Below are 25,680 nucleotides of genomic sequence, written 5' to 3'. Positions count from 1 at the left end.
TGTTTGGTTATAAAAAAAGCCCACATTGGGCGAAGTTTTGTACAAACTCCTAATTACAGGTTTAGGGCTAACAAGCTGCTCAAGGATCCCTATACAGGTAGGGCCTGCTTTTACAACCTAAACTCACCCTTTTTAAATATAATAGTGTTGAGTTTGTCAAAAATTATTACCAATGTGGGCAGTAACAATATTTTATTTTAAAGAACTTATTCTCCTAGTTTGGAATGTACCAAATCATCCAAGGCCTTGAGGCGCTCCAATGCTGTTCTTGTACCTTCCGAACGATCTATTCCGCCTTGCTCAATCTTAGATGCGAACTGCAGGGCACACATGGCCAAAACATCCTGTTTATCCCGTACGGCATAGTTCTGCTCAAACTTTTTGGCCAAATTTTCTATGTTCTTGGCTGCTTTCCGCAATCCCTCCTCTTGTTTAGGGTCAATCGTCAACGGATATACCCTATCTGCAATGGAAAGCTTTATTTTGAGCTTCTCTTCCATACTAAATGGTACAAACTAATCTGCAAGTTTGGCTATGCAAACATCCAGTTCACGGATCAGTGTATTTATCTTGAGCTTAGCTTCTGTTTTACTCGTATTACTACCCAGCATTGAGTTTGCCATTTTTAAGGAATTGTATTTTTCTTCCCATTCCAAAACGGCGTTCTCCTTGAGTTGGGTTTCCTCTTTTGCAAGGTTCAATTCTTCTTTTAACTTGGCATTGGCCTGATGCAGCAACTCCAATTTGTGCAGCAATTTGCTTACCTTGTTTTCTAAAGAATCAACAATCTCAACTAGTTCGCCCATATATGCAAACATCAATGCGTATCATACAAATTTAACCAACCTTGGGTAACTTCGCAATTCTTTTTGGATTATTCTTCTTGCACCGCTTTGGTCTTTTCTTCTAATCAAAACATTGGTTACTTTCGTATGTAATTATAAAACACACTATGCGATTCTTCTTTTTAGGAGTTGTTTTCTCTTTGGTTCAAATACTACCGGCACAAGAAAAGTATCCCAAAAATGTTTTTGGTTCTCCTTTGGAGATTCCGCTGATTCTCGCGGGCACATTTGGAGAGCTCCGTTCCAACCACTTTCATTCCGGAATTGACATAAAGACCCAACGAAGGCAAGGGTTACCGGTTTTGGCCATTGCTGATGGAACCGTTACAAGAATCAAAATATCCCATTGGGGCTATGGAAAAGCTTTGTACGTTGCCCATCCAAACGGGTACACTTCGGTCTATGCCCACCTTCAAAAATTTGGACCTGAAATTGAACAGTACATCAAAAAACAGCAATACAAAAAACAATCTTATGAAATAGAGGTATTTCCAGATTATGGTGAACTTAAGGTCACCCAGGGAAGTACTATTGCCTATTCAGGCAACACAGGTGGATCTTCTGGACCTCATTTGCATTTTGAGATTAGAAGCAGCGTCACGGAAAAGCCCACTAATCCCCTGCTCTACGGTTATGAGGTCAGGGACGCTACCAATCCTTCATTGTTGGGTCTTTTTGCTTATCCTATTTCCGATGATGCTGTGGTAAATCAAAGCGCAAGAAAAATTCAGCTCAATTTCACCAAACAACCGGACGGAACTTTTCTGGCAGACAAAGTCAATGCCATTGGAACCATCGGTTTTGGGTTCAATGGGTTCGATCGACAGGATTTGGCTGCCAATAAAAATGGTGTGTATTCAGTTAAGCAAACCGTGAATGGAAGGGTGTATTCCGAATATGACTTTGAAACTTTCTCATTTGGAGAGACCCGCTACATCAATACTTTAATTGATTATTCCCATTTTGGAAAATTCAGGCAGCGTATTCAAAAATGTTTCAAGGAGCCCTATAATCGACTAGGAATCTATAGAACACTTCACAACAATGGAAAAATTGCCGTAAAAGATGGACTTTCCTATAAAGTTGAACTGAGCATCTCTGATATTGAAGACAACACCATTAAAATTGTGATTCCTGTAGATGGAAAAAGAGAAGCCGTTAAAATGAAGAAGGAAGACCCTGAAACCTCTGACTTTATTATTGCCAACAAACCCAACAACTTTGATCTTGGCGCAGCAAAAGTATATTTTCCAGCCAATACGTTCTATGAGGACTTTTATATTGATTTGGCAAAAGGAGCAGATACGGTATCCATCCATAACAACAAGGTTCCTGCCCACCGGAACTTTACCATAAGCTTTGATGCCAAAAAATTCAGTGAAGAGGAAAAAAGACGACTTTTTATTGCGCGATTGGATGAAAATTTGGAACCTAGATATTCCAAAACTTTTAAACGGGACGGTTCGTTCACCACCAGAACCCGCACCTTGGGAACCTATACCCTTGTAAAGGATACGGTACCCCCTTCCATTAAGCCCAAAAATTTCAAAGAACGGCAATGGTTAAGTAATTATAGCTATCTGAGCCTATTGATTTCAGATGACCTAAGTGGAATAAACTCTTATGAGGCAACGCTCAATGGGGAATGGATTTTAATGGAATATGAGCCAAAGACTAAAACCATCACCTACAACTTTGAGGATACTACACTGGATAACACACAATGTGACCTAAAAGTCACCGTTACCGATAATGTAGGTAATTCAAATACTTTTACCAGTACCTTCTTCAGAAAATAATGTATTGAACGTCCTTAGACCCATAACAATCATTGTATTGATCCTTTACGGATTCATGCTACAGGGTCAGACCGCCACTGTTGTGGGAACCATTTTGGATGAAAACAATCGCCCCATAAGTAATGTCAATATTATCTCTGGAAATCAGGGTACAACCTCCAACATTGATGGGTACTACATCTTGCAACTGGTTGCAGATACAAAAAACACGATAACCTTTTCTCATTTGGGGCATGAAAACGTGGTCCTAGAAAATCTGATATTGACCACCAATGAGACCTATGAGTTCAATCCCGTTATGAAACTCAATATCATTCAGGTTGCAGGGGTTGAAGTTTCCCCTATGGGGAAAAAAAGTGTTGAAGGCATTACAACTGTAAGTCCAGAAACGGTGCGGACAATTCCTGGAGCCAATGCCGGCGTGGAGAATATCCTAAAACTCCTTCCCGGGGTTTCATTCAATAATGAACTGAGCACCCAATACAATGTAAGAGGTGGCAATTTTGATGAAAACTTGGTCTATGTCAATGGAATTGAAGTCTATCGCCCTTTTCTGATTAGATCTGCTCAACAAGAAGGTCTCAGTTTTGTAAATAGCGATATGATCACTGGATTAAAATTTTCTTCAGGAGGCTTTCAATCCAAATACGGCGACAAACTATCCTCCATGCTGGATATCACCTACAAAAATCCTGTTGATTTTGCTTTACGAATTGATGGAAGTCTATTGGGAGCCAGTACCACGGTGGAAACCATTTCAAAAAATAAAAAATTCACCAGTATTACAGGGGTGCGTTATCGGAACAACTCCCTTCTCGTGAACAGCCAGCAGACCCAGAGTAACTTCAATCCCAAATTTGTAGATGTTCAGAACTTTTTGACCTATAGGTTTTCAAAAAAGTTCCACCTCAACTTTTTGGGCACCTATTCCATAAATGATTACGAAAATGAGCCCCTTACCCGCCAGACCAATTTTGGAACCCTTAACGACCCAAGGGCGCTGTTGGTTTTCTATGATGGTAGGGAACATAGTAAATATAGTAATGCACTTGGTGCTTTTAAAACCGATTATTTTGTTGGCAATAACACAAAATTGAGTTTCACAACCTCTCTATATCACTCACAGGAGGAAGAATTTTCAGATATAATTGCCTCTTACGAACTTGGTGAAGTTGAAAGTAATCTAGCCAGTGACAATCTTGGGGACGTAACCACATCCAGGGGTGTAGGTTCCCAAATCAATAGAGCCAGAAACCAATTGGATGCATTGATTTTCAACATTTCCCATCAGGGCAACTACAAAAAGAATGGAAAATCTCTGGAATGGGGCATTAAATATGTCCATGAAGACATACGTGATCAGTTGAGGGAATCTGAGTTTATAGATTCTGCAGGTTTTTTCGTTAGGCCTTCCGAGCCCGAGTTTGTAAATAATCAGCCTGAAGAACCCTTCACGGGGGACCTTGTTGCTTTTGAAAGTGTGCGGGCCAATAATTCCGTTAACACAGACCGCTTGTCAGGTTTTGTCCAATTTGCCCAACATACCAAGTGGGGAGGGCATGATATTTACTACAACCTTGGTGTAAGAGCTCAACATTGGACCCTGGATGGTGCTAGTTTTGAAAGCAATTCACAATTCATTTTTAGTCCAAGAGGGCAATTCTCGATCAAACCCAATTGGAATGGAGACATCTTGTTTCGTTTGGCGGCTGGAAGTTACCAACAACCACCTTTTTATAGGGAACTTAGAGATATCAATGGAAACGTAAATCCTGATGTGGAGGCGCAAAAATCTGTTCACTTTGTACTGGGCACAGAATACAGCTTCAATCTTTGGAATCGCCCTTTTACTCTGATTGGTGAGGCATATTACAAGAATTTATCGAACATAAACCCGTATACCATAGAAGACGTGCGTATTCGTTATGCCGCAGACAATATTGCCAAAGCATTTGTCTATGGATTTGACTTAAGGCTTACCGGGGCCTTTGTACCTGGAACGCAGTCGTGGTTGAGCGTGGGGTATCTCCAAACCCAGGAAAACATAAATAATAGGGGCTACATTCCTAGACCAACCGATCAACGATTGAAATTTGCCCTGCTCTTTCAGGATTATGTTCCAACCATTCCGGATTTAAAACTATATCTCAACTTGGTATACAACACAGGAGTGCCCGGCGGTTCTCCCAACTATTCAGATCCTTATAATTTTCAGAATAGATTAAGAGATTATAAAAGGGCCGATATTGGAATTTCCTATATTTTTGCAGACGAAAAAAATAGATATTCCCAAGGGCATTGGCTTCATAAGTTTAAGGAGTTAAGTATTGGACTTGAAATTTTCAACATGTTCAACAATCAAAACTCCATCACCAATACCTGGGTGAGGGATGTGGATACACAACAACAGTTTGCTGTTCCTAATTTTTTGACCAGTCGTGTACTTAACTTAAAGTTTGGGATGCGCTTTTAAAATTGATGCATGAAAAAAATTCTGGCCTTCTTGCTGTTCTTTATGGTTGCCCTGGTATCGGCACAGAAAAACATCTATGAGCACAGAAAATTTGATGAGCTCTCCAAAGACCATAGGGTATTGGCCATCATTCCTTTTATTACAAATTTGGACCTCAAGGAGAATGTCGATCCCAATGAACTGGCAGAATTGGCAAGAAGAGAGGGGTTTGCCGTCCAAAATGCCCTAGAAACGTACTTCTCAAAGCGAAAAAAAAGAAAAAAATTCAATGTGAATTTCCAGAACATTGAAGATACCAACGCAATACTCAACCAGAATAATATCAATTACGATAATCTTGACATTTACACCACAAAGCAGTTGTGCAAGATTTTAAATGTGGACGGTATCATCAGTGGTAATCTAAAACTCAATATTCTTCTCTCCGAAGGAGTACCTACCAATTTTAGCCTTCTGGACTATTTTAGGGATGCCAATTATGGGAGAATAGGCATTAAGGTCAGTGATGGGGAAACTGGTAAGTTGTTGTGGAAATACGAAAAGGCCATCGACAAAAAAACCGGAAAAAATACCACGGAACTCATTGACAAAATGATGAAACTGGCTTCACGTAAGTTCCCTTACGACAAAGAAAAGAAGCGTAAAAACAAGGGGTAATCAACTCTCTGCAAACTCCTTGAGCACGTCTATGGCATAGTCCAATTCCTCCTTGGTGTTGTATTTGGAAAATGAGAACCGAATGGAAGGTTTTTCCAATTCCTCAGTAGCCAGGATTTGGGTGAGCACATGAGACCCCAAATTGCTTCCCGATTGGCAAGCACTTCCTTTGGAACAGGCAATTCCCTTCATATCTAGGTGGAACAACAACATCAGGCCTTTCTGTTTGTCAAAGGGCAATCTAATATTTGCCAGGGTATAGGTACTTTTTCCCATATCCCCCGAAAGTCCGTTAAACTCAACTCCTGGGATTTTTTCAGCTATTTTTTCAATAAAATATTGCTTCAATCCTCTAACGAAACGGGTCTCTTCTTGCAGATTCTCATAGGATTTCACAAAAGCCTCTTCCAACCCTACAATATTATGGAATGGTTCTGTACCAGCTCGGAAACCTCGTTCTTGTGAGCCTCCAAAAATGAAGGGTTTTAATCCAGAATTCTTTCTAATAAAGGCAAAACCTATTCCTTTTGGGCCATGGAATTTATGTGCAGCGGCTACCATAAAATCAATAGGGACTGTTTGTACATCCCATGGGTAATGTCCTATAGATTGAACAGTGTCTGAATGGAACAGAGCGCCGTTCTCATGACAAAGTTTCGCCACGGATTCAATATCTAAAATGTTACCAATCTCATTGTTCACATGCATTAAGCTGACCAGTTTTTTGGAATCGTCTTGCTTCAACAATGTCTCCAAATGAGATAATACTGGAGTCCCATTTTCATCTAAATCAACAAATTGTAGGGTAACATTGAATTCTTTTTCCAACTCTTCAGCAGTATGCAATACCGCATGATGCTCAACTTTGGAAGTTATCAGGGTCTCCACCCCAAGATCGCGAACAGCACATCTCAATATCATATTGTCCGCCTCGGTTCCCCCAGAGGTGAATATAATCTCAGAAGGTTGGGCATTCAATGTTTTGGCAATGGTCTTTCTAGCTTTTTCAACCACCGTCTTGGCCGTTCTTCCAAAACTATGGGTTGAAGAAGGGTTTCCATAATGCTCAGCAAGGGCTTCCTGCATTTTGGCTATTACTTCTTCCCTTACTTGGGTAGTTGCCGCATTGTCCAGATACACTTTTTGCATGACTTAGCTATCAATTTTTAACCTGCCAAAAATAGCGGAAATAAAGTTAATTTCTTTTAAAGTATTTCTTTGGATGGTCTATTAAAATGGAATTGCTTTAAATTTGGGGCATGAGAAATTTTTTACTGCCCGCACTTCTTATCATATCATTTTATTCTTGCAGTGATGGCGACCTACAGATAGAGACCATTGACTTTGATAGTGCCACCATTCAGAATTGTACTGATCCTGTTGCGGAATCGAGTAATGTTCTTTTTAAAATAAGCGAGGATGAAGCATTGATCATGGAGCTTCAAAATGGAGCATTGAACAATGGTGTGGTTGGTGAAACTGTTACTACCGAGAGTACTGTACCAAGTCAAACCAAACTTACGTACCGTATTTTTTCGGAGAACGTTACCTCCAGCTATTTTTGCGATGATATACCTCCGGTAACCCCTACTGTTACTGATGAGATAGAGGCCGGGGACGGGATGGTAATCATTGAAACGGTGGCGGACGAGGAAAACAACAATTTTGTCCATACCATTAGCTTAAGTGGTATTTCATTTATTACCGAGTCCGGTGAGCGCATCACCAATTTGAGCATCAACGAGTTTGGTGAGGTTACAACGGCCATTCCCAATTAGCCATTCTGAAAGATGTAGACCTCAGTGGCACCCAGCCCATATTTTTGGTAATCGGCATCATAGAACTTGAGGTTCTCATATTTTTTAAAGAGATATTTCAATTCTTCCTTGAGGATTCCTTCCCCAACTCCGTGTACAAAAACCACCTTCTGGATGCGTTTTCCGATTGCAAAATCCAACTGCCTTTTGGCCGCATCCAATTGTAGATTGAGTATATCAAAATTGCTTAGGTTTTTACTGGATTTTACCAATTGGTGTATGTGAAGATCCACAACCATTCTGGCTTCGTTTCTCTGCTTTGGTTTGCGAACTGGGTCTTTCTTCTTTTTTTGAACCTCTTTTTCCCCCTTGACTTTCGCCACTTCGTAGTTTGAGACCTTGATATCCCCTTCTATCTTAATCAATTCTTTGATAGAATATTTCAACGTGAAACCATCATCCATAACCACAGTGGCCATATCGCCTTCAATGTCCACAACTCTCCCGGAGGAGGCTTCGTCCAAGACCTCAACCTTATCCCCTATTAGTAAGCTCATTTGTCTACGCTTTATCCAAAAAAATCCAGAATTTTAATATCAATAGCAAAAATAATAGTATTTTTCATCGAAGTTACAGCAACCATGTACCTACAACCAACCATTTTTACTCTTAGCACAGAAGATTTTATGTTGCCATGCCTAAACAAACAAATGTTTGGTCTTGAGTGCCCAGGTTGTGGTATACAGCGCTCTGTACATTTACTTTTTCAGGGTGAATTTGTATCAGCATTTAAGATGTACCCGGCAATATATCCTTTAGTATTGCTCCTGTTTTTTTTGGTTACCAATCTTTTTATCAAATTTAAATATGCCAATCAAATCAAAATGTCTTTGATGTTAATGACAGCTGGTTTTATTCTTATTAACTATATATTAAAATTGAGCACTATTTTCAACTAACTATTAAATCCATGGAACAAAAAAAATTACCAAACGTTACGCTTGCACTAGTTCTGGCCATTTTTTCCTATATCTGTTGCTGTTTTGGGGGAGTACCCGGACTGATTCTTGCGGGGATAGCATTCTTCCTTATCAGAAAAGATGAAAAAACCTATGCGGAAAGCCCAGAGAGCTATACGAACTACAGTACTTTGAAAACCGTTAAGATTGTAGCAATAATCGGCATGATCCTAGGGGCACTTTACTTCTTCTATAGCATCTGGTCAATCAACCAAATGGGTGGCTGGGAAGGCTATATGGAACGAGTAAATGAAATGATGGAACAATACCAATAATTAATACACAACCAATGGAAAACAACCAAAACATGCCGCCAAAACCAAACAATTACATGGTGGTGGCTATTTTAAGTACAGTTTTTTGCTGTCTGGCAACTGGAATTGCCAGTATAATTTATGCATCCAAGGTAAATGAGCACTATGCCAGAGGAGAATATGAGCAAGCCGAGAGAGCTTCCAAAAATGCTAGATTGTGGGCATTTATTGGAATAGGCCTCGCCGCTGTAATCTGGATCATTTATATCGCCATATTTGGATTTGCATTTTTAGGTGCAATGTCTAGTGGCTATTAAAAGAGCATACCTTTTAGGTATATTGGGAGTATTGTTACTTGTAGCAATACTCCTTTACTTTTCCTTTAATCCGGAGCAGGGGCTTTTGTTTCCAAAATGTCCCTTCAACCAATATTTGGGCATCTATTGTTCTGGTTGTGGAACCCAAAGGGCCATACATGATTTATTGCATTTCAGGTTTGTAGAGGCCATGAGCCACAATTTCTTGTTGCTCCCCGCCTTTTTGGCCATTATCCATCATTTTCTTGTCAAGTGGAAAGTGATAAAAGGGAAAAGCCTGCTAAGTTACAGGTACGCTCCCTTGATTGTTTTGGCAATAGTTTTGATTTTTATGCTACTAAGGAATTTGCCTATTGCTCCTTTTACACATTTAGCGCCTTAATTGGCAACTTCGCTTATAAATTTAAGTCTGTACATCCTTAGTTCCTCATCTTCATAATCCCCATCAAATTCTTCTACGGCCTGACTGATGGAATCGGTATCTGCATCCAAAAAATAATCATGGATCTCCTCTTGTTGATCCTCATCAAGAATTTCATCGATCCAATAACCAATATTCAATTTAGTGCCACTGAACACAATCTGTTCCATTTCTTTTATTAGTTCTGGGAGCTCCAATCCTTTAGCAGAGGCAATATCATCCAGAGCTAATTTTCTATCAACACTCTGAATAATATACAGTTTTAGACCAGAATTGGCACCGGTGCTTTTTACTACTAGATCATCCGGGCGAACAATCTCATTTTCCTCTACGTAGTCAGCTATTAAACCAATAAATGGTTTACCATATTTTTTTGCCTTTCCTTCACCAACACCTTGTATATTGATCAATTCCTCCATATTGATGGGATACTTCAAGGCCATATCATCTAAAGAAGGGTCCTGAAATACCACAAATGGGGGTACTCCCAACTTTTTTGCCTCCTTTTTCCGAAGGTCTTTAAGTAGTTTGATCAAATTGTCATCTGCACTGCCTCCACTGGACCTTGCGACGGTGAGAATGCCATTGCTGTTTTCCTTAGGATATATATGATCCTTTGTCATTTGAAAGGACGCAGGTTTTTGAAGAAATTCTTTTCCTCCCGGGGTAAGATGGAGAATTCCATATTGCTCAATCTCTTTTTTCAGCAGTCCAGCAACCAGCACCTGCCTTACCAAGGCCATCCAGTAGTTTTCATCTTTATCTGAACCAATACCAAAAAACTCTTTTTCGTCTGTTTTGTGCGAAGAAATCATGGCATTGGTCTTTCCTACTAGGATTTTCACTATTTCCTTGGTCTTGAATTTTTCATTGGTATCCTTGACCACGCTCAAAAGTTTAACCACCTCGTCCTTGGCTTCCTCCCTAGGTTTGGGGTTTCTGGCATTGTCATCCATGTCCGCCCCTTCCCCATTTGTTTCATCAAAGTCTTCACCAAAATAATGAAGGATAAACTTCCTTCTGGACATTGAAGTCTCGGCGTAGGCCACAATCTCTTGCAGCAGGGCATTTCCAATTTCCTGCTCCGCCACAGGCTTCCCGGACATAAACTTCTCCAGTTTTTCCACATCCTTATAGGAATAAAAAGCAAGACAATGGCCTTCTCCTCCGTCTCTTCCTGCCCTTCCAGTTTCTTGATAATAGCTTTCTATGCTTTTGGGAATATCATGATGGATTACAAAACGTACATCGGGTTTATCTATGCCCATACCAAAGGCAATGGTAGCCACCACAACATCCACTTCTTCCATAAGGAACATATCCTGATACTTAGATCTTGTCTTGGCATCAAAACCTGCATGGTACGGCACGGCACTTACCCCATTAACCTGGAGTACCTGGGCCAATTCTTCAACCCGTTTTCGGCTCAAACAATAAACAATCCCAGATTTGCCCTCATTCTGTTTTACAAAACGTATGATATCCGCATCCACATTTTGGGTCTTGGGGCGTACCTCGTAGAAAAGATTAGGCCTGTTAAAAGAAGCCTTGAAAACTTTGGCATCCACCATGCCCAAATTCTTAATGATATCTTCCTGTACCTTGGGAGTTGCGGTTGCCGTAAGACCTATTATGGGAATGTTATCGCCCAAGCGGTTAATAATCCCTCTTAAATTTCTGTATTCAGGTCTAAAATCATGTCCCCATTCTGAGATGCAGTGGGCTTCATCCACAGCCACAAAGGAGAGGGGCACACTTTTTAAGAACTCTACGTTCTCTTCCTTGGTTAGCGATTCAGGCGCTACGTACAACAGCTTGGTGAGTCCATTCACCATGTCTTCCTTAACTTGTTTTACCTCTGTTTTTGTTAAAGAAGAATTGAGGACGTGGGCAATGCCGTGTTGTTCAGAAATACCCCTAATAGCATCTACCTGATTTTTCATTAGTGCAATCAAAGGGGAGACCACAATTGCAGTACCCTCTTTCATAATAGCGGGCAATTGGTAACAAAGAGATTTACCGCCCCCAGTGGGCATGATTACAAAGGTGTCTTTGTCGTCCAGAATATTTTGTATGACTTTTTCCTGTAGTCCCTTGAATTTAGAAAAGCCAAAATGTTTTTTAAGCGAAGAGTGCAAATCGGTGTTTGTAAGACCCATTTCCGTATATTTCAATTTTAGTCAGTCATACAAGACTGTAGAAGTTCCAATTTTGAGTGTTTAATTCAAACAAGAAGTATTCTATCTTTCGTTAATGGTTAGTAAAAGATAGTTTGATTAGTTTTGTAATCTTAAATATAAGACATTCTTTTAGGAATACAATCTAGATAATCTGTTAATTACCTTGAACAATATCCAGTCTATTTTATCCATAGCAAAAAGAACCCTTGAAACCGAAGGCAAGGCGGTACTTAATTTAATGGGGCAACTCGATGACCAGTTTGCCCATGCCGTACAGCACATCTTGGATTCACAGGGACGTGTAGTGGTCTCAGGTGTTGGTAAAAGCGCCATTATAGCGTCAAAAATAGTGGCCACATTGAACTCAACTGGCACCCCAGCTATTTTTATGCATGCTGCTGATGCCATTCACGGTGACCTAGGTACAATTCAAAAAGACGATGTGGTCGTCTGTCTTTCCAAAAGTGGAAACACCCCAGAGATCAAAGCTTTGCTTCCTTTGATAAAGGTTGGTAAGAACAAGCTAATTGGTATCACAGGGAATATGGATTCTATTTTGGCAAAACAAGCCGATTTTGTCCTTAACACCTTTGTAGAAAAAGAAGCCTGTCCCAATAACCTTGCCCCTACAACAAGTACTTCGGCCCAAATGGCAATGGGAGATGCACTTGCTATTTGCCTTTTGGAACTACGGGGCTTCAGCAGTGCGGATTTTGCCAAATACCACCCTGGAGGTTCCTTGGGTAAGAAATTATACTTGAGGGTTGCGGATATTGTAGTGAACAATCAAAAACCACAGGTTGATATCAATTCCAATGTCAAGGAGGTAATTGTAGAAATATCTGAAAAAATGCTTGGCGTAACCGCTGTAATGGAGAACGACAAGGTTGTGGGGGTGGTGACCGATGGAGATATTAGAAGGATGCTGAGCAAATACGACAATATAAATGGTTTGACCGCTAAGGACATCATGACTTCCAATCCAAAATCGGTAGATGTCGATACCTTGGCCGTCAAAGCATTGAAAATGCTTCAAGAAAAGGAAATCTCTCAGCTATTGGCCTTTGACAATGGTTCCTACGTGGGAGTGGTCCATCTACATAATCTGATTAACGAGGGAATCCTATAATGGCAAAAACGGCAAATCAAAATCCTAATGAAATGTCCTTTTTGGACCATTTGGAAGAACTACGGTGGCACTTGATCAGATCTACGTTTGCCATTGTCATTGTGGCCTGTGTGGCATTTGTAATGAAAGATTTCATTTTTGACACCATAATATTTGGTCCCAAGAAAATGGATTTTCCCACCTATAGGTTCTTTTGTAGGATAGCCACCTTTTTTGGAATTGATTCTGAGTTTTGTGGGGACTCCCTTCCCTTTACCATTCAGAACAGGACCATGGCCGGGCAATTTTCAGCCCACATCTGGACCTCAATTTGGGCAGGGTTTATCATAGCCTTTCCTTATGTGCTCTGGGAACTATGGCGATTTATCAGCCCTGGGTTACATGCCAACGAACGAAAGTATTCCAAAGGTTTTATTTTAGTTGCCTCTTTCTTATTTTTCTTGGGTGTACTTTTTGGGTACTACGTGGTTGCTCCATTGTCCATTAATTTCTTGGGTACCTATCAAGTAAGTAAAGAAGTCCTCAATGAAATAGATATAAGTTCCTTTATAGCTACTGTCAGGGCTTCTGTAATAGCCTGTGGAATCATGTTTGAACTTCCGATCATCATCTTCTTCTTGACAAAAGTGGGATTGGTTACGCCTGAAGTCCTTAAAAAGTATCGGAAAATTGCATTGGTCATGGTTCTTATATTATCAGCCATAATTACACCACCCGATGTAGCTAGCCAAATTGTGGTCGCCGTTCCTGTTTTGATTCTATATCAAATCAGCATCTATATTTCAAAAGTTGTACTGAAAAAAGAAGCAAAAAAAGCCAAGCAAAATGCCAAATAAAGTAGAAGAATTTAATGCTTATCGTTCCAAAATGAACGAAAAGCTCCTAGCTGAAAACAATAAGCTGATAAAGCGTATTTTCAATTTGGATACCAATGCCTACATGGCCGGAGCTTTGGACGTGAAGACCAAAGAGCTATTGGGCCTAGTTGCTTCTGCTGTGCTTCGATGTGATGATTGTATAAGTTATCACCTGGAACATTCCAAAAAAGCCGGAGCTTCTAAAGAAGAAGTCATGGAAACATTGGGGATTGCCACCTTAGTGGGTGGAACCATAGTAGTGCCACATTTACGAAGGGCCTATGAATATTGGGAAGCGCTGGAAGAGACCGAAGCTTAAAAAAATCCCAAAGACCGTGATGCAAAAAGAGAATATGTTTAGTTTTGGCGAATTCGTATGAAGCTACGTGCAGAAAATATCATGAAGGCCTATCGAGGCCGAAAAGTGGTGAAAGGAATTTCCCTAGAGGTCAATCAAGGTGAAATTGTTGGGTTGTTGGGCCCTAACGGTGCAGGTAAGACCACTTCGTTCTATATGATTGTTGGCCTTATAAAGCCGAATGGAGGAAAGATTTACCTGGACGATATGGAAATAACCGACTTTCCTATGTACAAAAGAGCACAGAACGGTATCGGTTATTTGGCGCAGGAAGCTTCTGTTTTTCGTAAGTTGAGCATAGAAGACAATATCCTAAGCGTACTGCAATTGACCAAGCTGAGCAAAAAGGAGCAGCATATGAAAATGGAGTCCCTAATTGATGAGTTTGGTTTGGGACACATACGAAAAAACCGTGGCGACCTATTATCAGGTGGTGAGCGAAGACGTACTGAAATTGCGCGAGCTCTGGCCACTGACCCTAAATTTATTCTCTTGGATGAACCTTTTGCTGGTGTAGACCCAGTTGCCGTAGAGGATATCCAACGTATTGTGGCCCAATTGAAGAATAAGAACATTGGCATCTTGATTACCGACCATAACGTTCAGGAAACGTTGGCCATTACAGAACGTTCTTACCTTATGTTCGAAGGTGGGATTTTAAAAGCTGGTGTTCCTGAAGAGCTAGCTGTGGATGAAATGGTAAGAAAAGTGTATTTGGGCCAAAACTTTGAGCTTCGTAAAAAGAAACTGGATTTTTAAATCCGTTACTACTCCTTCTTCTTTCTGAATTCAACCTGTATTTCCGGATTTAAACTTTTCAGGTGATCAATAAAGGCCATTTTTTCTTTTGGGGAAACTAAGATGAATCCGTTACTCCCATATTGTATTTCCAATCTGTCCAAAGATGCCGCTGGTGAACCCAGCGGGTTTCGAGTTTCCTTGATTCGGCAAATTGATGGAATCTTAATCTTCTTTTGGTAGAAGGCTGCGTAATTGACCAGCAAATCATCACCCTTAATCTCATAGGAAATTGAAAAAAACAAGTAATACACCAATGCAAAAGTTACCAAATGGATTAGGGCTCCAATAGAATTCCAATCAACAATCATGTAATACAACCCTACGCCAAAACCGAGGGATAAAATTCCCAACAAACCCAAACCTACTTTTGATCTATATTTTTTATATCCAGAAATCATGGATTATTCATTTTTTGTTACTAAGGAAATCAAGATATACAACACAACTATCAAAGGAATGGCCAAAAACTTCATGGTCAGCAATAACACCAAGCTTCCTATCAAAAAAAGATATCGAACCCCATTGGCCCTAAAACTCCAATTCTTAAATTTTAAAGCAAAAAGTTTGATGGGAGAATTCAACAAATATGCACTGAGCAAAGTAAGGCCAAGCAAAAACCATTGATTTAAGATAATTTCGTTGAGCGCCTCATTGTTATGGTATAAAAGAATCAACGGCAACGAAAGAATCAGCAAGGCATTGGCTGGTGTCGGCAATCCTTGAAAGGAAGAAACCTGGTTTTCATCAATATTGAATTTGGCCAATCTATAGGCCGATGCCAAGGTAATAACAAACCCTAAAAAAGGTAATGCGGTCATCTCCGTTTCATGTCCAAAGAAACCAAGGTTCCATCCTCCCCTTTCGGCCATATTCAATAGTTGAAACATTACAATTCCTGGAACCAAGCCGCTGGTAATCATATCTGCCAAAGAATCCAATTGCACTCCCAACTCACTTTGCACTTTTAACATGCGAGCTGCAAATCCGTCAAGGAAATCAAAGAAAATTCCAATAAAAACGAAGAGGGCAGCCAATTCCAAATGGTTGAGCACGGCAAACACTGTAGCCACACAACCGCTAAAAACATTCAATAATGTCAGGGAATTTGGAATAAATTGCTTCATATAGTTAGGTTTCCGTAAAAATAAGAGAAAAAACAACGAGATTGATTTTGATGTGCTCCTGTGCCATAATTATTCTGATATTTGCTTGACAAAGTCAAAAATGAAATTTAAATCATTCCTTTTCATAGTATGGTTATTGTTTGGGGGTGGAGTGCTCGCCCAAACTCCAGAATTGTCCGGAAGATCCCAAATTAGCCTGCTCACATGTTCAGCTGGAGATGAGTTATATTATTCCTTCGGACACAGTGCCATTAGGGTACAGGACCCAGAATTGGGAATTGATGTGGTCTATAACTACGGTACTTTTGATTTTAATCGGCCTAATTTTTACCTGAACTTTGTAAAAGGTAAACTTATCTATTCTCTTTCCCGTAGAACTTTTGATGTATTCCTCTATGAATACGAATTGGAAAAAAGATGGGTACGAGAACAAATTTTGGACCTCACCCTTGCGGAAAGGAACCGACTCCTAGCTTTTCTTGAAGACAACTACCTACCCCAGAACCGGGACTATCTGTATGACCCCCTTTGGTACAATTGTTCCAGTATCACCGGGGATATTCTTAAGAATCAATATGGAGATGCCATAGTTTTTAATGGCTCCCACTTGGAAAAGCGGTTTACATTTCGGCAATTGGTAAGACAACACTTGAACATAAATTCCTGGTCGTCCTTCGGTATAGATTTGGCATTTGGTTCTAAAGTCGATAGAGAAGCTACAGTGCGGGAACATATGTTCCTCCCTTATTATGCCATGGAGCAGATACGCAATACCACCAAAAATGGTAAACCCCTCTTAAAAAGAGAACGGGTTGTTCTGGATTATGACGAACATGTTGTCAACGGGTTTTTTCCCTTGTCGCCACTTTTTTGGTTCGCCATGCTGATGATTTTCACGGGAATTGTCACTTATTTTGACCATAAACACAAAACAAAGAGTAAATGGCTCGATTTTACGCTATTTTTTGTGAGCGGATTGGCGGGTCTTATTCTTTTTCTATTGTGGGTTGCCACCGACCATACCTCGACCCCTTATAACTTCAATATTCTTTGGGCTTTTCCTGTAAATATGGGGATAGCATTTATTTTTATTCTACAACCTCAATTGCCTTCTTGGCTCACTAAATATTTATGGGGTCTGCTGGCACTTATGGGTATAATGTTTTTGCTGTGGATATTGAAAGTTCAGATTTTTTCACCGATTTTGATTCCAGTGCTCCTCACCTTGGTCATACGCTATGTGTATCTAATTCAATTCTCTAAAATTCGTCCAAGGAGATAAATACATCTAATGAATCTATTAACGGTAGAGAATATATCTAAATCTTATGGCGAATTGGTGCTGTTCTCCAACATTTCCTTTGGAATAAACAAAGACCAAAAGATTGCGCTTATAGCCAAAAACGGTAGCGGGAAGACTTCCATCTTAAACATCATTTCTGGAAAGGACACTTCAGAAACCGGTCAAGTTACCACTAGAAGGGGCATTAAAATCTCCTTTTTGGAGCAAGAACCCAATCTAAATCCCAATTTTACCATTGAAGAGACCATATTGTCTACGGACAATGAAATCCTTAAAGTCATAGCCCAATATGAAAAAGCGGTCCTGAATCCTGATGATGCATCACAATATCAACAAGCTTTTGAAGCCATGGAGCAACACAACGCATGGGATTTTGAGACGCAATACAAACAGATACTTTTCAAATTACAGCTAACCGACCTGAATGCGAAGGTTGGCACGCTTTCCGGCGGGCAAAAGAAACGATTGGCATTGGCCAATGCACTTTTGAACAAACCCGATCTACTCATTCTGGATGAGCCTACCAACCATTTAGATCTAGAAATGATCGAATGGCTTGAAGCATACTTCAGTAAAGAAAACATTACTCTTTTTATGGTTACCCATGACCGTTACTTTTTGGATAGGGTCTGCAATGAAATCATAGAACTGGACAACAACCAACTGTATAGCTACAAGGGCAACTACACCTACTTTCTACGTGAAAAGGAGGCCAGGTCGGAACGGGAGGCCGTAGAGCAGCATAAATCCAAATTGTTGTACAAAAAAGAACTGGATTGGATTAGAAGGCAGCCTAAGGCCCGTACCACCAAATCCAAATCCAGAATAGATGATTTCAAGGAAATAAAACAAAAGGCACATCAACGAAGAAAGGAACATGAAGTGCAGCTAGAGCTCAACATGGAACGGTTGGGCAGTAAAATCCTGGAATTGCACAACATTTCCAAATCTTATGGAGATAAGCCTATTCTAGAAAAGTTCGACTATAACTTCACCAAAGGTGACCGGATTGGGATTATTGGTCAAAATGGAACCGGGAAATCCACTTTTCTAAACATTATTACCCAACAAGAGGGTATAGATGGTGGAAAGGTGGTGGTTGGGGACACCATTAAATTTGGTTACTACACCCAGAAAGGGATTCGCGTAAAAGAAGGACAAAAAGTAATTGATGTCATCAGGGAATTTGGGGATTATATTCCGCTAAAAAAGGGAAAACAAATCTCCGCCCAACAATTATTGGAACGTTTTCTCTTTGATCGAAAGAAACAGTATGATTTTGTTGAAAAACTGAGCGGCGGGGAACGTAAACGTCTTTACTTGTGCACAGTGTTGATTCAGAATCCGAACTTTTTGATTCTGGATGAGCCCACCAATGACTTGGACATTGTTACCCTTAATGTACTGGAGAGTTTTTTACTGGATTTTCCCGGGTGTTTGATCGTTGTCTCCCACGACCGTTATTTCATGGACAAGATTGTAGACCACCTTTTTGTTTTTAAGGGTGAAGGTATAATTGAAGATTTTCCTGGAAACTATTCAGATTATAGGGCTTATGAAAGCAGTAAAATTGCACAAGAACGGGAAATTAAAAGTAACGCACCCAACAAATCTGAAAAACCCAGTTGGAAAGAAAAGGACAATAACCGCAAGCTTTCATATCAAGAGCAAAAAGAACATAAACAGTTGGAAAAGGATATTCAAAAACTGGAAGAGCAGAAGGAAGAGCTGCAAAACAGTTTTTCCAATCCGGACTTGACCGGAGAGGAAATCGACCAACTTTCCATCGACCTGAAAGAAATATCGGAATCTATTGAAAAAAAGACCGAACGCTGGTTTGAGCTTTCCTCCATTTTAGAAGGACAATGACATACTTTGAGTTTTCTGCATACCTACGGTTTCTTTTAAAATCGACCAACGCCCATGGGGTACACTCTCCTTTTGTGTTCAATTATGTTACCCAGTGCCTATCTTCCAAAAAGAAACACAGTAAAGACAAATCCATTAACGTATTGCTTAATTCCATAGCGTATTTTAGTGCAAAAAGTATTTGGATAGCAGAGGGCTCAAAAGCCCAAAAGATTGTCAAAAAGTATGATTCCAATCTTATTTGGAATACTCCCCCGTTCGATATTTTGTTTTTTGAGGAACTGGACAAAAAAGGGTTCATGACTTTACTTTCCGAAGGAAAGATTCATAACGACACGATTATTTTCATCAATTCAATCTACACGAATCCACAAAAACATGAACTTTGGAAAGAGTTGATCAATATCCCGGGAATTACCGTTAGTATGGACATGTTCCATTTGGGCGCTCTTTCAATTCGAAAAGAACAGCTAAAGCAACATTTCACAATTCGGATTTAATAAAGTAATTTTAAATATGGAAAATGCAGCAACAGATAACACTATTTGGTACGTCCTCGTAGTATTGGGTCTCATTTACCTGATTATTTTGGTCCGAAATAAAAAGGCCACAAAACGCAGGAAGTCACGGAGATTTATGGAAGGTAAACGAAGGCACAATGAGCAATGAGCAATTTACACTGATTATTGGTAATTGTTAATTGATAACTGACCACTGAAAAATGAAAATCTACACAAAAACTGGGGATAAGGGTACCACCGCTTTGTTCACCGGCACCCGGGTCCCTAAGCACCACATACGTATTGAAAGTTATGGAACCATTGATGAGCTAAATTCTCATTTGGGACTTCTTAGAGATCAAGATATAGATCCAAATTCTGCTGAAATACTTGTCCTTATTCAACAAAAACTTTTTACTGTTGGTTCTATTTTGGCAACTGAGCCCAAAAAGAAGGAACGTCTAAAAATCTCTAAAATCAATGATGATGACATTCAGCTGTTGGAGAATGAAATGGACAAAATGAACGAAACTCTTCCTCAAATGACCCATTTTATCCTTCCAGGGGGGCATCCTACAGTGTCATACTGTCATATTGCCAGGACCATTTGCCGTCGTGCCGAGCGCATGATATCCTATTTGCATGAAACAGAACCGGTACCGGAAAGTCTTTTAGCCTATATAAATAGACTTTCTGATTACCTTTTTGTGTTGGCACGGAAATTGTCAAAGGATTTAAACGCCCAAGAAGTGAAGTGGATCCCTGAAAAACTTGACTAATAAAATCGTTTTTTTTACGTTAGAGAGTTGTCAACATCAAAATAATTTTTAAATAATGTCGATTTTACTTGACTAATTGGGTTTAAAAATTATTTTTGCAAAAAATTTAAAATCAAACCGTTACTATGTACTGGACACTAGAACTAGCCTCATATTTAAGTGACGCACCTTGGCCAGCCACCAAAGACGAGCTGATAGACTACGCGATTCGTACGGGAGCGCCTTTGGAAGTTGTGGAAAACCTACAATCAATGGAAGAAGAAGGTGGTGAAATATATGAATCCATCGAAGAGATATGGCCTGATTATCCTACTGAAGAGGACTACCTCTGGAATGAGGATGAGTATTGACCAAGAATGAACAAACCCTATTAAAAAGTCTCCTCGGAGGCTTTTTTTTATGTAATTTTGACAGCCTGGCAAAAGGGTTCCCGCTAACTCTCGATAATGGAACAGCTTTTGCAATCCAAAAGAAAAATTATTCATGAGCTTTATTAATTCCGTACTGAAGGTTTTTGTTGGAGACAAATCGGAAAAGGACGTAAAAGCCCTACAGCCTTTGGTAAAAGAGATAAATTCCTTTGAAAAGACACTGGAAGGGTTGACCCACAATGAATTACGACAAAAAACTGTCGATTTCAAATCCCAAATAGAAGCAGATTGCAAGGAAATCAACGATAAAATTGCGGCATTACAGGAAGAGGTGCACAATTCCAACGATATAGACCGCAATGAGGAAATCTACTCTGAAATAGACAAACTCAACGAGGAAGCCTATAAAATATCAGAAAAGACACTCAATACTATTCTCCCCGAAGCATTTGCCGTGGTAAAGGAAACTGCCAAACGTTTTGCTGCCAATGAGGCGCTTACCGTTAAGGCTACTGAATTTGATCGGGCCCTATCCGGAAGTAAGGATTATGTGACCTTGGAAGGAGATGATGCTGTATGGAAAAACTCGTGGGATGCAGCCGGAAAAGAAGTAACTTGGGACATGGTGCATTATGATGTTCAGCTTATAGGTGGAATCGCCCTGCACCAGGGAAAAATTGCAGAGATGCAGACTGGAGAGGGAAAAACATTGGTGGCCACCCTCCCACTCTACCTCAATGCACTTTCAGGCAAGGGTGCGCATCTTGTAACCGTTAATGATTATCTGGCCAAGAGGGATAGCACCTGGATGGCCCCAATTTTTGAGTTCCATGGTCTTTCCGTGGATTGTATTGATCGGCACAAACCCAACTCAGATGGAAGAAGGGCCGCATACAATGCCGATATTACCTACGGTACTAACAACGAATTTGGTTTCGATTATCTAAGGGACAATATGGCACACACGCCAAATGACCTGGTACAAAGACCCCATCATTATTCTATCGTGGATGAGGTGGATTCTGTACTGATCGATGATGCCAGAACACCTTTGATCATATCTGGACCCGTGCCGGAAGGAGATCGGCATGAATTCAATGAGCTCAAACCTAAAGTTTCAGATATTGTACAAAAACAGCGACAGTATTTGACCGGCGTATTGGCAGAGGCCAAAAAACTCATCAAGGAAGGTGACGCAAAGGAAGGCGGCTTTTTACTGCTAAGAGTTCACAGAGGTTTGCCCAAGAACAAAGCCCTCATAAAGTTTTTGAGCGAGGAAGGAGTAAAACAATTGCTTCAGAAGACCGAAAACTTTTATATGCAGGACAACAACAGGGAAATGCCCAAGGTGGATGCCGAATTGTTGTTTGTAATAGATGAGAAAAACAATCAAATAGAACTTACCGATAAGGGAGTTGAGTACATTTCTGGTGATCAGGACAAGGAATTCTTCGTGATGCCAGACATCGGAAGTGAAATAGCCAAGATCGAAAACCAAGATCTGGAAATTGAAAAAGAAGCAGAGCTAAAAGAAGAACTGTTCAAGGATTTTGCCGTTAAAAGTGAGCGAATCCATACCATGACCCAGTTGTTGAAAGCCTATACCCTCTTTGAAAAAGATGTGGAATATGTGGTAATCGAGAACAAAGTAATGATCGTGGATGAGCAGACAGGTCGTATTATGGACGGTAGAAGGTATTCTGATGGGCTGCACCAAGCTATTGAGGCCAAGGAAAATGTAAAGATCGAGGCCATGACCCAGACCTTTGCCACCATTACCCTCCAGAACTACTTTAGAATGTACAATAAGCTGTCCGGAATGACCGGTACTGCGGTTACAGAGGCAGGCGAGTTTTGGGAAATATACAAGTTGGATGTGATGGAAATCCCGACCAACAGGCCAATTGCTAGAGATGACAGACATGATCTTATCTATAAGACCAAAAGAGAAAAATATAATGCCATAATCGAAGAGGTAACCCAGTTATCAAAAGATGGCAGGCCTGTTTTGATCGGTACCACTTCGGTAGAGATTTCAGAATTGCTGTCCAAGCTGTTGAGTGTTAGGAAAATTCCGCACAACGTACTCAATGCCAAATTGCACAAAAAAGAGGCCGATATTGTAGCCGAAGCTGGAGATGCCGGGGTAGTGACCATTGCAACGAACATGGCAGGACGAGGAACCGACATTAAACTCACCAATGAAGTAAAAAATGCGGGGGGACTTGCTATTGTAGGTACGGAGCGGCATGATTCTAGACGTGTGGATAGACAGCTAAGAGGTCGTTCCGGTCGTCAAGGGGATCCCGGAAGCTCACAATTCTATGTTTCTCTTGAAGATAACCTAATGCGATTGTTTGGATCGGACCGTGTAGCCAAAATGATGGACCGTATGGGGCTCCAAGAAGGTGAGGTAATTCAACACTCCATGATGACCAAATCCATAGAACGTGCCCAGAAAAAGGTCGAGGAAAACAACTTTGGTATTCGTAAGCGTCTTTTGGAGTATGATGATGTTATGAACGCCCAGCGTGAGGTTGTCTACAAAAGAAGACGACATGCCCTGCAGGGAGAACGTCTAAAAGTGGACATTGCCAATATGATCTATGATACCAGTGAGGTCATTGCGGAAACCAACAAAATGGCAGAGGATTACAAAAACTTTGAGTTTGAACTAATCAAATACTTCTCCATAACCTCGCCGATAAGTGAAGAAGAATTCAAAAAACTGAGTTTCCAAGAAATAGCCAATAAGGTATACCAAGCGGTGTACGAGTTCTATCAACAAAAAATGGAACGTAGTGCCACAGTTGCCTTTCAGGTAATCAAAAAGGTTTATGAAGACCAATCCAACAAGTTTGAGCGGATTGTGGTCCCATTTACGGATGGGATTAAGACCTTGAACGTAGTAACCAATCTGGAAGCGGCATACAACAGTGATGGCAAACAACTCATCACGGATTTTGAAAAGAATATTTCATTGGCAATCATTGATGATTCTTGGAAAACGCACCTTCGAAAAATGGATGAACTAAAACAGTCCGTCCAGTTGGCAGTGCATGAGCAAAAAGACCCTCTCTTGATTTATAAGTTTGAGGCATTTGAACTCTTCAAGGAAATGATTGACAAAGTGAACAAAGAAATCATTTCATTCCTTTTCAAAGGAGAATTGCCTTCAGAAAGTACTGGTCAAATTCAAGAGGCCAGGAATGTTCGCAGACCCAAAGAGAATTTGAAAACTACTAAAGAGGAGATTCCAAATAGCGATGAGCTGGCAGCTCAGAACAGGGCAGCGGGACAAACCCAAGGCAGGAGACCCCAAGTGACCGAAACCATTGTTCGGGAAAAACCAAAAATTGGCAGAAACGAAAGGGTTACCATTAAGAATATCATGTCCGGAGAAAGCAAAACTGTCAAATACAAACAGGCAGAACCCCTCATTGATAAAGGTGAATGGGTGTTAGTAGAAGATTAGCCTAAAATAAAATATCTTATAAAAGCGACAGTTTTAAACAGCTGTCGCTTTTGATTATATCAAAAAACATAACTAGATTTACAACCGAAACACCCCATTAAAGCAATTTTTGCTACTCCTCGTTTCAACCTTTTGTAGCAAGTGATTGATTCTGCGCAGCATATGAAGAATCCTATTAAGGATAAATATCGTTTACAGGACAAGACTGATTTGATACTTAAGGTCAACTACAATTCATCGTTGTTTGCGCTATTCTTTGGCTTAGCGTGCCTCTTTTGGTTGGATATCAAAGGGGTAATACCCTATACTTGCTTTGGATTTGCTGGCTTAAACTTGATAAATACAGTTTTATACAAATTACACGGGAAACTGATTGTTACTTATAATATCACCTCTCTTCTTGCCATGATAGGTGCCATAATGGTTACTATTTTTAGTGGCGGTATACAAAGTCCCTTCATTTTTGTCTTGGCCATAGTAGTTTTTGCCGGATATGTTACCACTCAGGTGTATGGGCAGTTATATCTGATCGTCAATCTTGCCGTACTAGCTATTTTGTTTCTGTACGATATGGGAGATTTTAGGATTTCCGAAGATACCGTACCTCTTGAGGCCAAGAATTGGTTTGCATTCCTGAGCGCTGTATTTGCTATATACCTTTTAGGAGGGGTTTTTGGAAGAAATCTTTTGCGCGCGCACCATAAATTGTATAAATCCAGAAATGAAATTCAAGAACGCATAGAAGAGAAGGAAACCCTGCTCAAAGAAGTTCATCATAGGGTCAAGAACAACCTACAAACTGTATCCAGCCTCCTTAGCTTGCAATCCAGGGCAATTGATGATAAGAAAATCAGCAACATCATTAAAAGCAGTCAAAATAGAGTGGTTTCCATGGCTATGGTGCACGAAATGCTCTATAAAAGAGATGATTATCTATCCAAAATAGAATTAAAACCTTATGTAAAGGAGTTATGCGACTATTTGGTAAGGTCTGTAAAAGGAAATTTGAACCAAATACAGGTCAAACTTGACATCGCCGACAATAAACTAAGTATTGATACCATTATCCCACTTGGACTTATCATCAATGAAACCATAACCAATGCCCTCAAATATGGTATTGCAGAAGACCAAGAAGGCGAAATTGAGGTCTCTTTGCGAAAAATCGGGGACAACCGTTATGAAATGTACCTGGGTGACAATGGAATAGGGTATTCTGAAAATTTTGATCCAAAAAATGCAAAATCCTTGGGCCTAAAACTCATTTATAATCTTACACGCCAACTCAGAGGAACACTAGCTCGGGATTTATCCAAAAAAGGAACTTATTATCGCATCGAATTTGAGGAAATAATAGAGGAATTCAACTCAGTTGATTAAATCGTTTTCCTA

Annotated in this window: 26 protein-coding genes and 1 other RNA gene; 19 read left to right on the top strand and 8 right to left on the bottom strand. The window is 40.2% G+C overall.

Annotated features, from left to right (window positions below; genetic code table 11):
* Nucleotides 1-43: 43 nt before the first annotated feature.
* The 3 genes from ssrS to DX873_RS02300 form a co-directional block, all read right to left on the bottom strand.
* A non-coding RNA gene (ssrS, locus tag DX873_RS02310) (6S RNA) lies at nucleotides 44-153 on the bottom strand.
* Nucleotides 154-206: 53 nt separating this feature from the next.
* Nucleotides 207-500, bottom strand: a complete 294-nt coding sequence (locus DX873_RS02305) for a cell division protein ZapA (RefSeq protein ID WP_116182912.1) — start codon at nucleotides 498-500, stop codon at nucleotides 207-209.
* Between the two features lie 15 nt (nucleotides 501-515).
* Nucleotides 516-806 carry a hypothetical protein gene (locus DX873_RS02300; RefSeq protein ID WP_116183779.1) on the bottom strand — a complete coding sequence of 97 codons (291 nt, stop codon included), beginning with the start codon at nucleotides 804-806 and terminating at the stop codon, nucleotides 516-518.
* A 146-nt stretch (nucleotides 807-952) separates the two neighbouring features.
* On the opposite strand from DX873_RS02300, the gene DX873_RS02295 reads away from it, so the two are divergent.
* From DX873_RS02295 to DX873_RS02285, 3 genes are read left to right on the top strand one after another with little or no spacing between them, the layout of a single operon-like run.
* Nucleotides 953-2,644, top strand: a complete 1,692-nt coding sequence (locus DX873_RS02295; RefSeq protein ID WP_116182911.1) for a M23 family metallopeptidase — start codon at nucleotides 953-955, stop codon at nucleotides 2,642-2,644.
* Nucleotides 2,645-2,699: 55 nt separating this feature from the next.
* Nucleotides 2,700-5,117, top strand: a complete 2,418-nt coding sequence (locus DX873_RS02290) for a TonB-dependent receptor (RefSeq protein ID WP_116182910.1) — start codon at nucleotides 2,700-2,702, stop codon at nucleotides 5,115-5,117.
* A gap of 9 nt (nucleotides 5,118-5,126) precedes the next feature.
* Complete coding sequence (locus tag DX873_RS02285; RefSeq protein WP_116182909.1) at nucleotides 5,127-5,774, top strand: hypothetical protein; 648 nt, start codon at nucleotides 5,127-5,129, stop codon at nucleotides 5,772-5,774.
* On the opposite strand, the gene DX873_RS02280 is transcribed toward DX873_RS02285, so the two are convergent.
* Complete coding sequence (locus tag DX873_RS02280; protein ID WP_116182908.1) at nucleotides 5,775-6,923, bottom strand: cysteine desulfurase family protein; 1,149 nt, start codon at nucleotides 6,921-6,923, stop codon at nucleotides 5,775-5,777.
* A gap of 110 nt (nucleotides 6,924-7,033) precedes the next feature.
* Between DX873_RS02280 and DX873_RS02275 the strand changes: the two genes are divergently transcribed.
* Nucleotides 7,034-7,552, top strand: a complete 519-nt coding sequence (locus DX873_RS02275; RefSeq protein ID WP_116182907.1) for a hypothetical protein — start codon at nucleotides 7,034-7,036, stop codon at nucleotides 7,550-7,552.
* Here the strand turns inward: DX873_RS02275 and DX873_RS02270 are convergent.
* Nucleotides 7,549-8,088 carry a Smr/MutS family protein gene (locus tag DX873_RS02270; RefSeq protein ID WP_116182906.1) on the bottom strand — a complete coding sequence of 180 codons (540 nt, stop codon included), beginning with the start codon at nucleotides 8,086-8,088 and terminating at the stop codon, nucleotides 7,549-7,551. The genes DX873_RS02275 and DX873_RS02270 overlap by 4 nt on opposite strands.
* 84 nt (nucleotides 8,089-8,172) lie before the next feature.
* Here DX873_RS02270 and DX873_RS02265 point away from each other — a divergent pair, with 84 nt between their 5' ends.
* Genes DX873_RS02265 through DX873_RS19200 form a run of 4 tightly spaced genes read left to right on the top strand, consistent with a single transcriptional unit; the run spans nucleotide 8,173 to nucleotide 9,503 of the window.
* Nucleotides 8,173-8,490 (top strand): DUF2752 domain-containing protein, encoded by a 318-nt coding sequence (locus DX873_RS02265; RefSeq protein ID WP_116182905.1) that lies wholly within the window; start codon nucleotides 8,173-8,175, stop codon nucleotides 8,488-8,490.
* Between the two features lie 11 nt (nucleotides 8,491-8,501).
* On the top strand, nucleotides 8,502-8,825 hold the full coding sequence (locus DX873_RS02260; RefSeq protein WP_116182904.1) for a CCC motif membrane protein: 324 nt from the start codon (nucleotides 8,502-8,504) through the stop codon (nucleotides 8,823-8,825).
* A gap of 14 nt (nucleotides 8,826-8,839) precedes the next feature.
* Entirely contained in the window at nucleotides 8,840-9,121 is a 282-nt protein-coding gene (locus DX873_RS02255) for a CD225/dispanin family protein (protein ID WP_116182903.1), read from the top strand.
* On the top strand, nucleotides 9,099-9,503 hold the full coding sequence (locus DX873_RS19200; RefSeq protein WP_116182902.1) for a DUF2752 domain-containing protein: 405 nt from the start codon (nucleotides 9,099-9,101) through the stop codon (nucleotides 9,501-9,503). Before DX873_RS02255 ends, DX873_RS19200 begins: the two co-directional genes overlap by 23 nt.
* Here DX873_RS19200 and recQ read toward each other — a convergent pair.
* Nucleotides 9,500-11,701: a DNA helicase RecQ gene (gene recQ, locus DX873_RS02245; RefSeq protein WP_116183778.1), complete on the bottom strand. Its 2,202-nt coding sequence runs from the start codon at nucleotides 11,699-11,701 to the stop codon at nucleotides 9,500-9,502. The two genes, DX873_RS19200 and recQ, sit on opposite strands and share 4 nt — an antisense overlap.
* A 184-nt stretch (nucleotides 11,702-11,885) precedes the next feature.
* On the opposite strand from recQ, the gene DX873_RS02240 reads away from it, so the two are divergent.
* From DX873_RS02240 to lptB, 4 genes are read left to right on the top strand one after another with little or no spacing between them, the layout of a single operon-like run.
* Complete coding sequence (locus DX873_RS02240) at nucleotides 11,886-12,851, top strand: KpsF/GutQ family sugar-phosphate isomerase (protein WP_116182901.1); 966 nt, start codon at nucleotides 11,886-11,888, stop codon at nucleotides 12,849-12,851.
* Nucleotides 12,851-13,687 carry a twin-arginine translocase subunit TatC gene (tatC, locus tag DX873_RS02235; protein ID WP_116182900.1) on the top strand — a complete coding sequence of 279 codons (837 nt, stop codon included), beginning with the start codon at nucleotides 12,851-12,853 and terminating at the stop codon, nucleotides 13,685-13,687. The genes DX873_RS02240 and tatC overlap by 1 nt, the downstream gene beginning before the upstream one ends.
* Nucleotides 13,677-14,027: a carboxymuconolactone decarboxylase family protein gene (locus tag DX873_RS02230; protein ID WP_116182899.1), complete on the top strand. Its 351-nt coding sequence runs from the start codon at nucleotides 13,677-13,679 to the stop codon at nucleotides 14,025-14,027. The genes tatC and DX873_RS02230 overlap by 11 nt, the downstream gene beginning before the upstream one ends.
* 57 nt (nucleotides 14,028-14,084) lie before the next feature.
* Nucleotides 14,085-14,825 carry an LPS export ABC transporter ATP-binding protein gene (gene lptB / locus DX873_RS02225; RefSeq protein WP_116182898.1) on the top strand — a complete coding sequence of 247 codons (741 nt, stop codon included), beginning with the start codon at nucleotides 14,085-14,087 and terminating at the stop codon, nucleotides 14,823-14,825.
* Nucleotides 14,826-14,833: 8 nt separating this feature from the next.
* Here lptB and DX873_RS02220 read toward each other — a convergent pair whose 3' ends face one another.
* Together DX873_RS02220 and DX873_RS02215 are read right to left on the bottom strand one after the other, a co-directional pair.
* Nucleotides 14,834-15,265 carry a PH domain-containing protein gene (locus DX873_RS02220; RefSeq protein WP_116182897.1) on the bottom strand — a complete coding sequence of 144 codons (432 nt, stop codon included), beginning with the start codon at nucleotides 15,263-15,265 and terminating at the stop codon, nucleotides 14,834-14,836.
* A gap of 3 nt (nucleotides 15,266-15,268) precedes the next feature.
* Nucleotides 15,269-15,991: a CDP-alcohol phosphatidyltransferase family protein gene (locus tag DX873_RS02215; protein WP_116182896.1), complete on the bottom strand. Its 723-nt coding sequence runs from the start codon at nucleotides 15,989-15,991 to the stop codon at nucleotides 15,269-15,271.
* A gap of 100 nt (nucleotides 15,992-16,091) precedes the next feature.
* Here DX873_RS02215 and DX873_RS02210 point away from each other — a divergent pair, with 100 nt between their 5' ends.
* The 7 genes from DX873_RS02210 (at nucleotide 16,092) to DX873_RS02180 (ending at nucleotide 25,668) form a co-directional block, all read left to right on the top strand.
* Nucleotides 16,092-17,273 (top strand): lipoprotein N-acyltransferase Lnb domain-containing protein, encoded by a 1,182-nt coding sequence (locus tag DX873_RS02210; RefSeq protein ID WP_116182895.1) that lies wholly within the window; start codon nucleotides 16,092-16,094, stop codon nucleotides 17,271-17,273.
* A 9-nt stretch (nucleotides 17,274-17,282) separates the two neighbouring features.
* Nucleotides 17,283-19,163, top strand: coding sequence for an ABC-F family ATP-binding cassette domain-containing protein (locus tag DX873_RS02205; protein WP_116182894.1), 1,881 nt, complete (start codon nucleotides 17,283-17,285; stop codon nucleotides 19,161-19,163).
* Nucleotides 19,160-19,663 (top strand): hypothetical protein, encoded by a 504-nt coding sequence (locus tag DX873_RS02200; RefSeq protein WP_116182893.1) that lies wholly within the window; start codon nucleotides 19,160-19,162, stop codon nucleotides 19,661-19,663. The genes DX873_RS02205 and DX873_RS02200 overlap by 4 nt, the downstream gene beginning before the upstream one ends.
* Before the next feature lie 221 nt (nucleotides 19,664-19,884).
* Complete coding sequence (locus tag DX873_RS02195; protein ID WP_116182892.1) at nucleotides 19,885-20,442, top strand: cob(I)yrinic acid a,c-diamide adenosyltransferase; 558 nt, start codon at nucleotides 19,885-19,887, stop codon at nucleotides 20,440-20,442.
* A 125-nt stretch (nucleotides 20,443-20,567) separates the two neighbouring features.
* Nucleotides 20,568-20,792, top strand: a complete 225-nt coding sequence (locus DX873_RS02190) for a DUF2795 domain-containing protein (RefSeq protein ID WP_013551418.1) — start codon at nucleotides 20,568-20,570, stop codon at nucleotides 20,790-20,792.
* Nucleotides 20,793-20,925: 133 nt separating this feature from the next.
* A complete protein-coding gene (gene secA, locus DX873_RS02185) occupies nucleotides 20,926-24,288 on the top strand; it encodes a preprotein translocase subunit SecA (protein ID WP_116182891.1) in 3,363 nt (1,120 codons plus the stop codon).
* A gap of 162 nt (nucleotides 24,289-24,450) precedes the next feature.
* Nucleotides 24,451-25,668: a sensor histidine kinase gene (locus tag DX873_RS02180; protein ID WP_116182890.1), complete on the top strand. Its 1,218-nt coding sequence runs from the start codon at nucleotides 24,451-24,453 to the stop codon at nucleotides 25,666-25,668.
* Nucleotides 25,669-25,680 lie beyond the last annotated feature (12 nt).

Source organism: Flagellimonas nanhaiensis, assembly GCF_003382275.1.
In the GTDB taxonomy this organism is placed as follows: domain Bacteria; phylum Bacteroidota; class Bacteroidia; order Flavobacteriales; family Flavobacteriaceae; genus Flagellimonas; species Flagellimonas nanhaiensis.
The sequence above is the reverse complement of the archived record's forward strand: the minus strand, read 5'-3'. Positions and strand labels throughout refer to the sequence as shown.

What these genes read in the sequence shown, in the direction of transcription:
- DX873_RS02305 (WP_116182912.1), bottom strand. Translation starts at nt 500, where the DNA reads ATGGAAGAGAAGCTCAAAATAAAGCTTTCCATTGCAGATAGGGTATAT.
- DX873_RS02300 (WP_116183779.1), bottom strand. Translation starts at nt 806, where the DNA reads ATGGGCGAACTAGTTGAGATTGTTGATTCTTTAGAAAACAAGGTAAGC.
- DX873_RS02295 (WP_116182911.1), top strand. Translation starts at nt 953, where the DNA reads ATGCGATTCTTCTTTTTAGGAGTTGTTTTCTCTTTGGTTCAAATACTA.
- DX873_RS02290 (WP_116182910.1), top strand. Translation starts at nt 2,700, where the DNA reads ATGCTACAGGGTCAGACCGCCACTGTTGTGGGAACCATTTTGGATGAA.
- DX873_RS02285 (WP_116182909.1), top strand. Translation starts at nt 5,127, where the DNA reads ATGAAAAAAATTCTGGCCTTCTTGCTGTTCTTTATGGTTGCCCTGGTA.
- DX873_RS02280 (WP_116182908.1), bottom strand. Translation starts at nt 6,923, where the DNA reads ATGCAAAAAGTGTATCTGGACAATGCGGCAACTACCCAAGTAAGGGAA.
- DX873_RS02275 (WP_116182907.1), top strand. Translation starts at nt 7,034, where the DNA reads ATGAGAAATTTTTTACTGCCCGCACTTCTTATCATATCATTTTATTCT.
- DX873_RS02270 (WP_116182906.1), bottom strand. Translation starts at nt 8,088, where the DNA reads ATGAGCTTACTAATAGGGGATAAGGTTGAGGTCTTGGACGAAGCCTCC.
- DX873_RS02265 (WP_116182905.1), top strand. Translation starts at nt 8,173, where the DNA reads ATGTACCTACAACCAACCATTTTTACTCTTAGCACAGAAGATTTTATG.
- DX873_RS02260 (WP_116182904.1), top strand. Translation starts at nt 8,502, where the DNA reads ATGGAACAAAAAAAATTACCAAACGTTACGCTTGCACTAGTTCTGGCC.
- DX873_RS02255 (WP_116182903.1), top strand. Translation starts at nt 8,840, where the DNA reads ATGGAAAACAACCAAAACATGCCGCCAAAACCAAACAATTACATGGTG.
- recQ (WP_116183778.1), bottom strand. Translation starts at nt 11,701, where the DNA reads ATGGGTCTTACAAACACCGATTTGCACTCTTCGCTTAAAAAACATTTT.
- tatC (WP_116182900.1), top strand. Translation starts at nt 12,851, where the DNA reads ATGGCAAAAACGGCAAATCAAAATCCTAATGAAATGTCCTTTTTGGAC.
- DX873_RS02230 (WP_116182899.1), top strand. Translation starts at nt 13,677, where the DNA reads ATGCCAAATAAAGTAGAAGAATTTAATGCTTATCGTTCCAAAATGAAC.
- lptB (WP_116182898.1), top strand. Translation starts at nt 14,085, where the DNA reads ATGAAGCTACGTGCAGAAAATATCATGAAGGCCTATCGAGGCCGAAAA.
- DX873_RS02220 (WP_116182897.1), bottom strand. Translation starts at nt 15,265, where the DNA reads ATGATTTCTGGATATAAAAAATATAGATCAAAAGTAGGTTTGGGTTTG.
- DX873_RS02215 (WP_116182896.1), bottom strand. Translation starts at nt 15,991, where the DNA reads ATGAAGCAATTTATTCCAAATTCCCTGACATTATTGAATGTTTTTAGC.
- DX873_RS02210 (WP_116182895.1), top strand. Translation starts at nt 16,092, where the DNA reads ATGAAATTTAAATCATTCCTTTTCATAGTATGGTTATTGTTTGGGGGT.
- DX873_RS02205 (WP_116182894.1), top strand. Translation starts at nt 17,283, where the DNA reads ATGAATCTATTAACGGTAGAGAATATATCTAAATCTTATGGCGAATTG.
- DX873_RS02200 (WP_116182893.1), top strand. Translation starts at nt 19,160, where the DNA reads ATGACATACTTTGAGTTTTCTGCATACCTACGGTTTCTTTTAAAATCG.
- DX873_RS02195 (WP_116182892.1), top strand. Translation starts at nt 19,885, where the DNA reads ATGAAAATCTACACAAAAACTGGGGATAAGGGTACCACCGCTTTGTTC.
- DX873_RS02190 (WP_013551418.1), top strand. Translation starts at nt 20,568, where the DNA reads ATGTACTGGACACTAGAACTAGCCTCATATTTAAGTGACGCACCTTGG.
- secA (WP_116182891.1), top strand. Translation starts at nt 20,926, where the DNA reads ATGAGCTTTATTAATTCCGTACTGAAGGTTTTTGTTGGAGACAAATCG.
- DX873_RS02180 (WP_116182890.1), top strand. Translation starts at nt 24,451, where the DNA reads ATGAAGAATCCTATTAAGGATAAATATCGTTTACAGGACAAGACTGAT.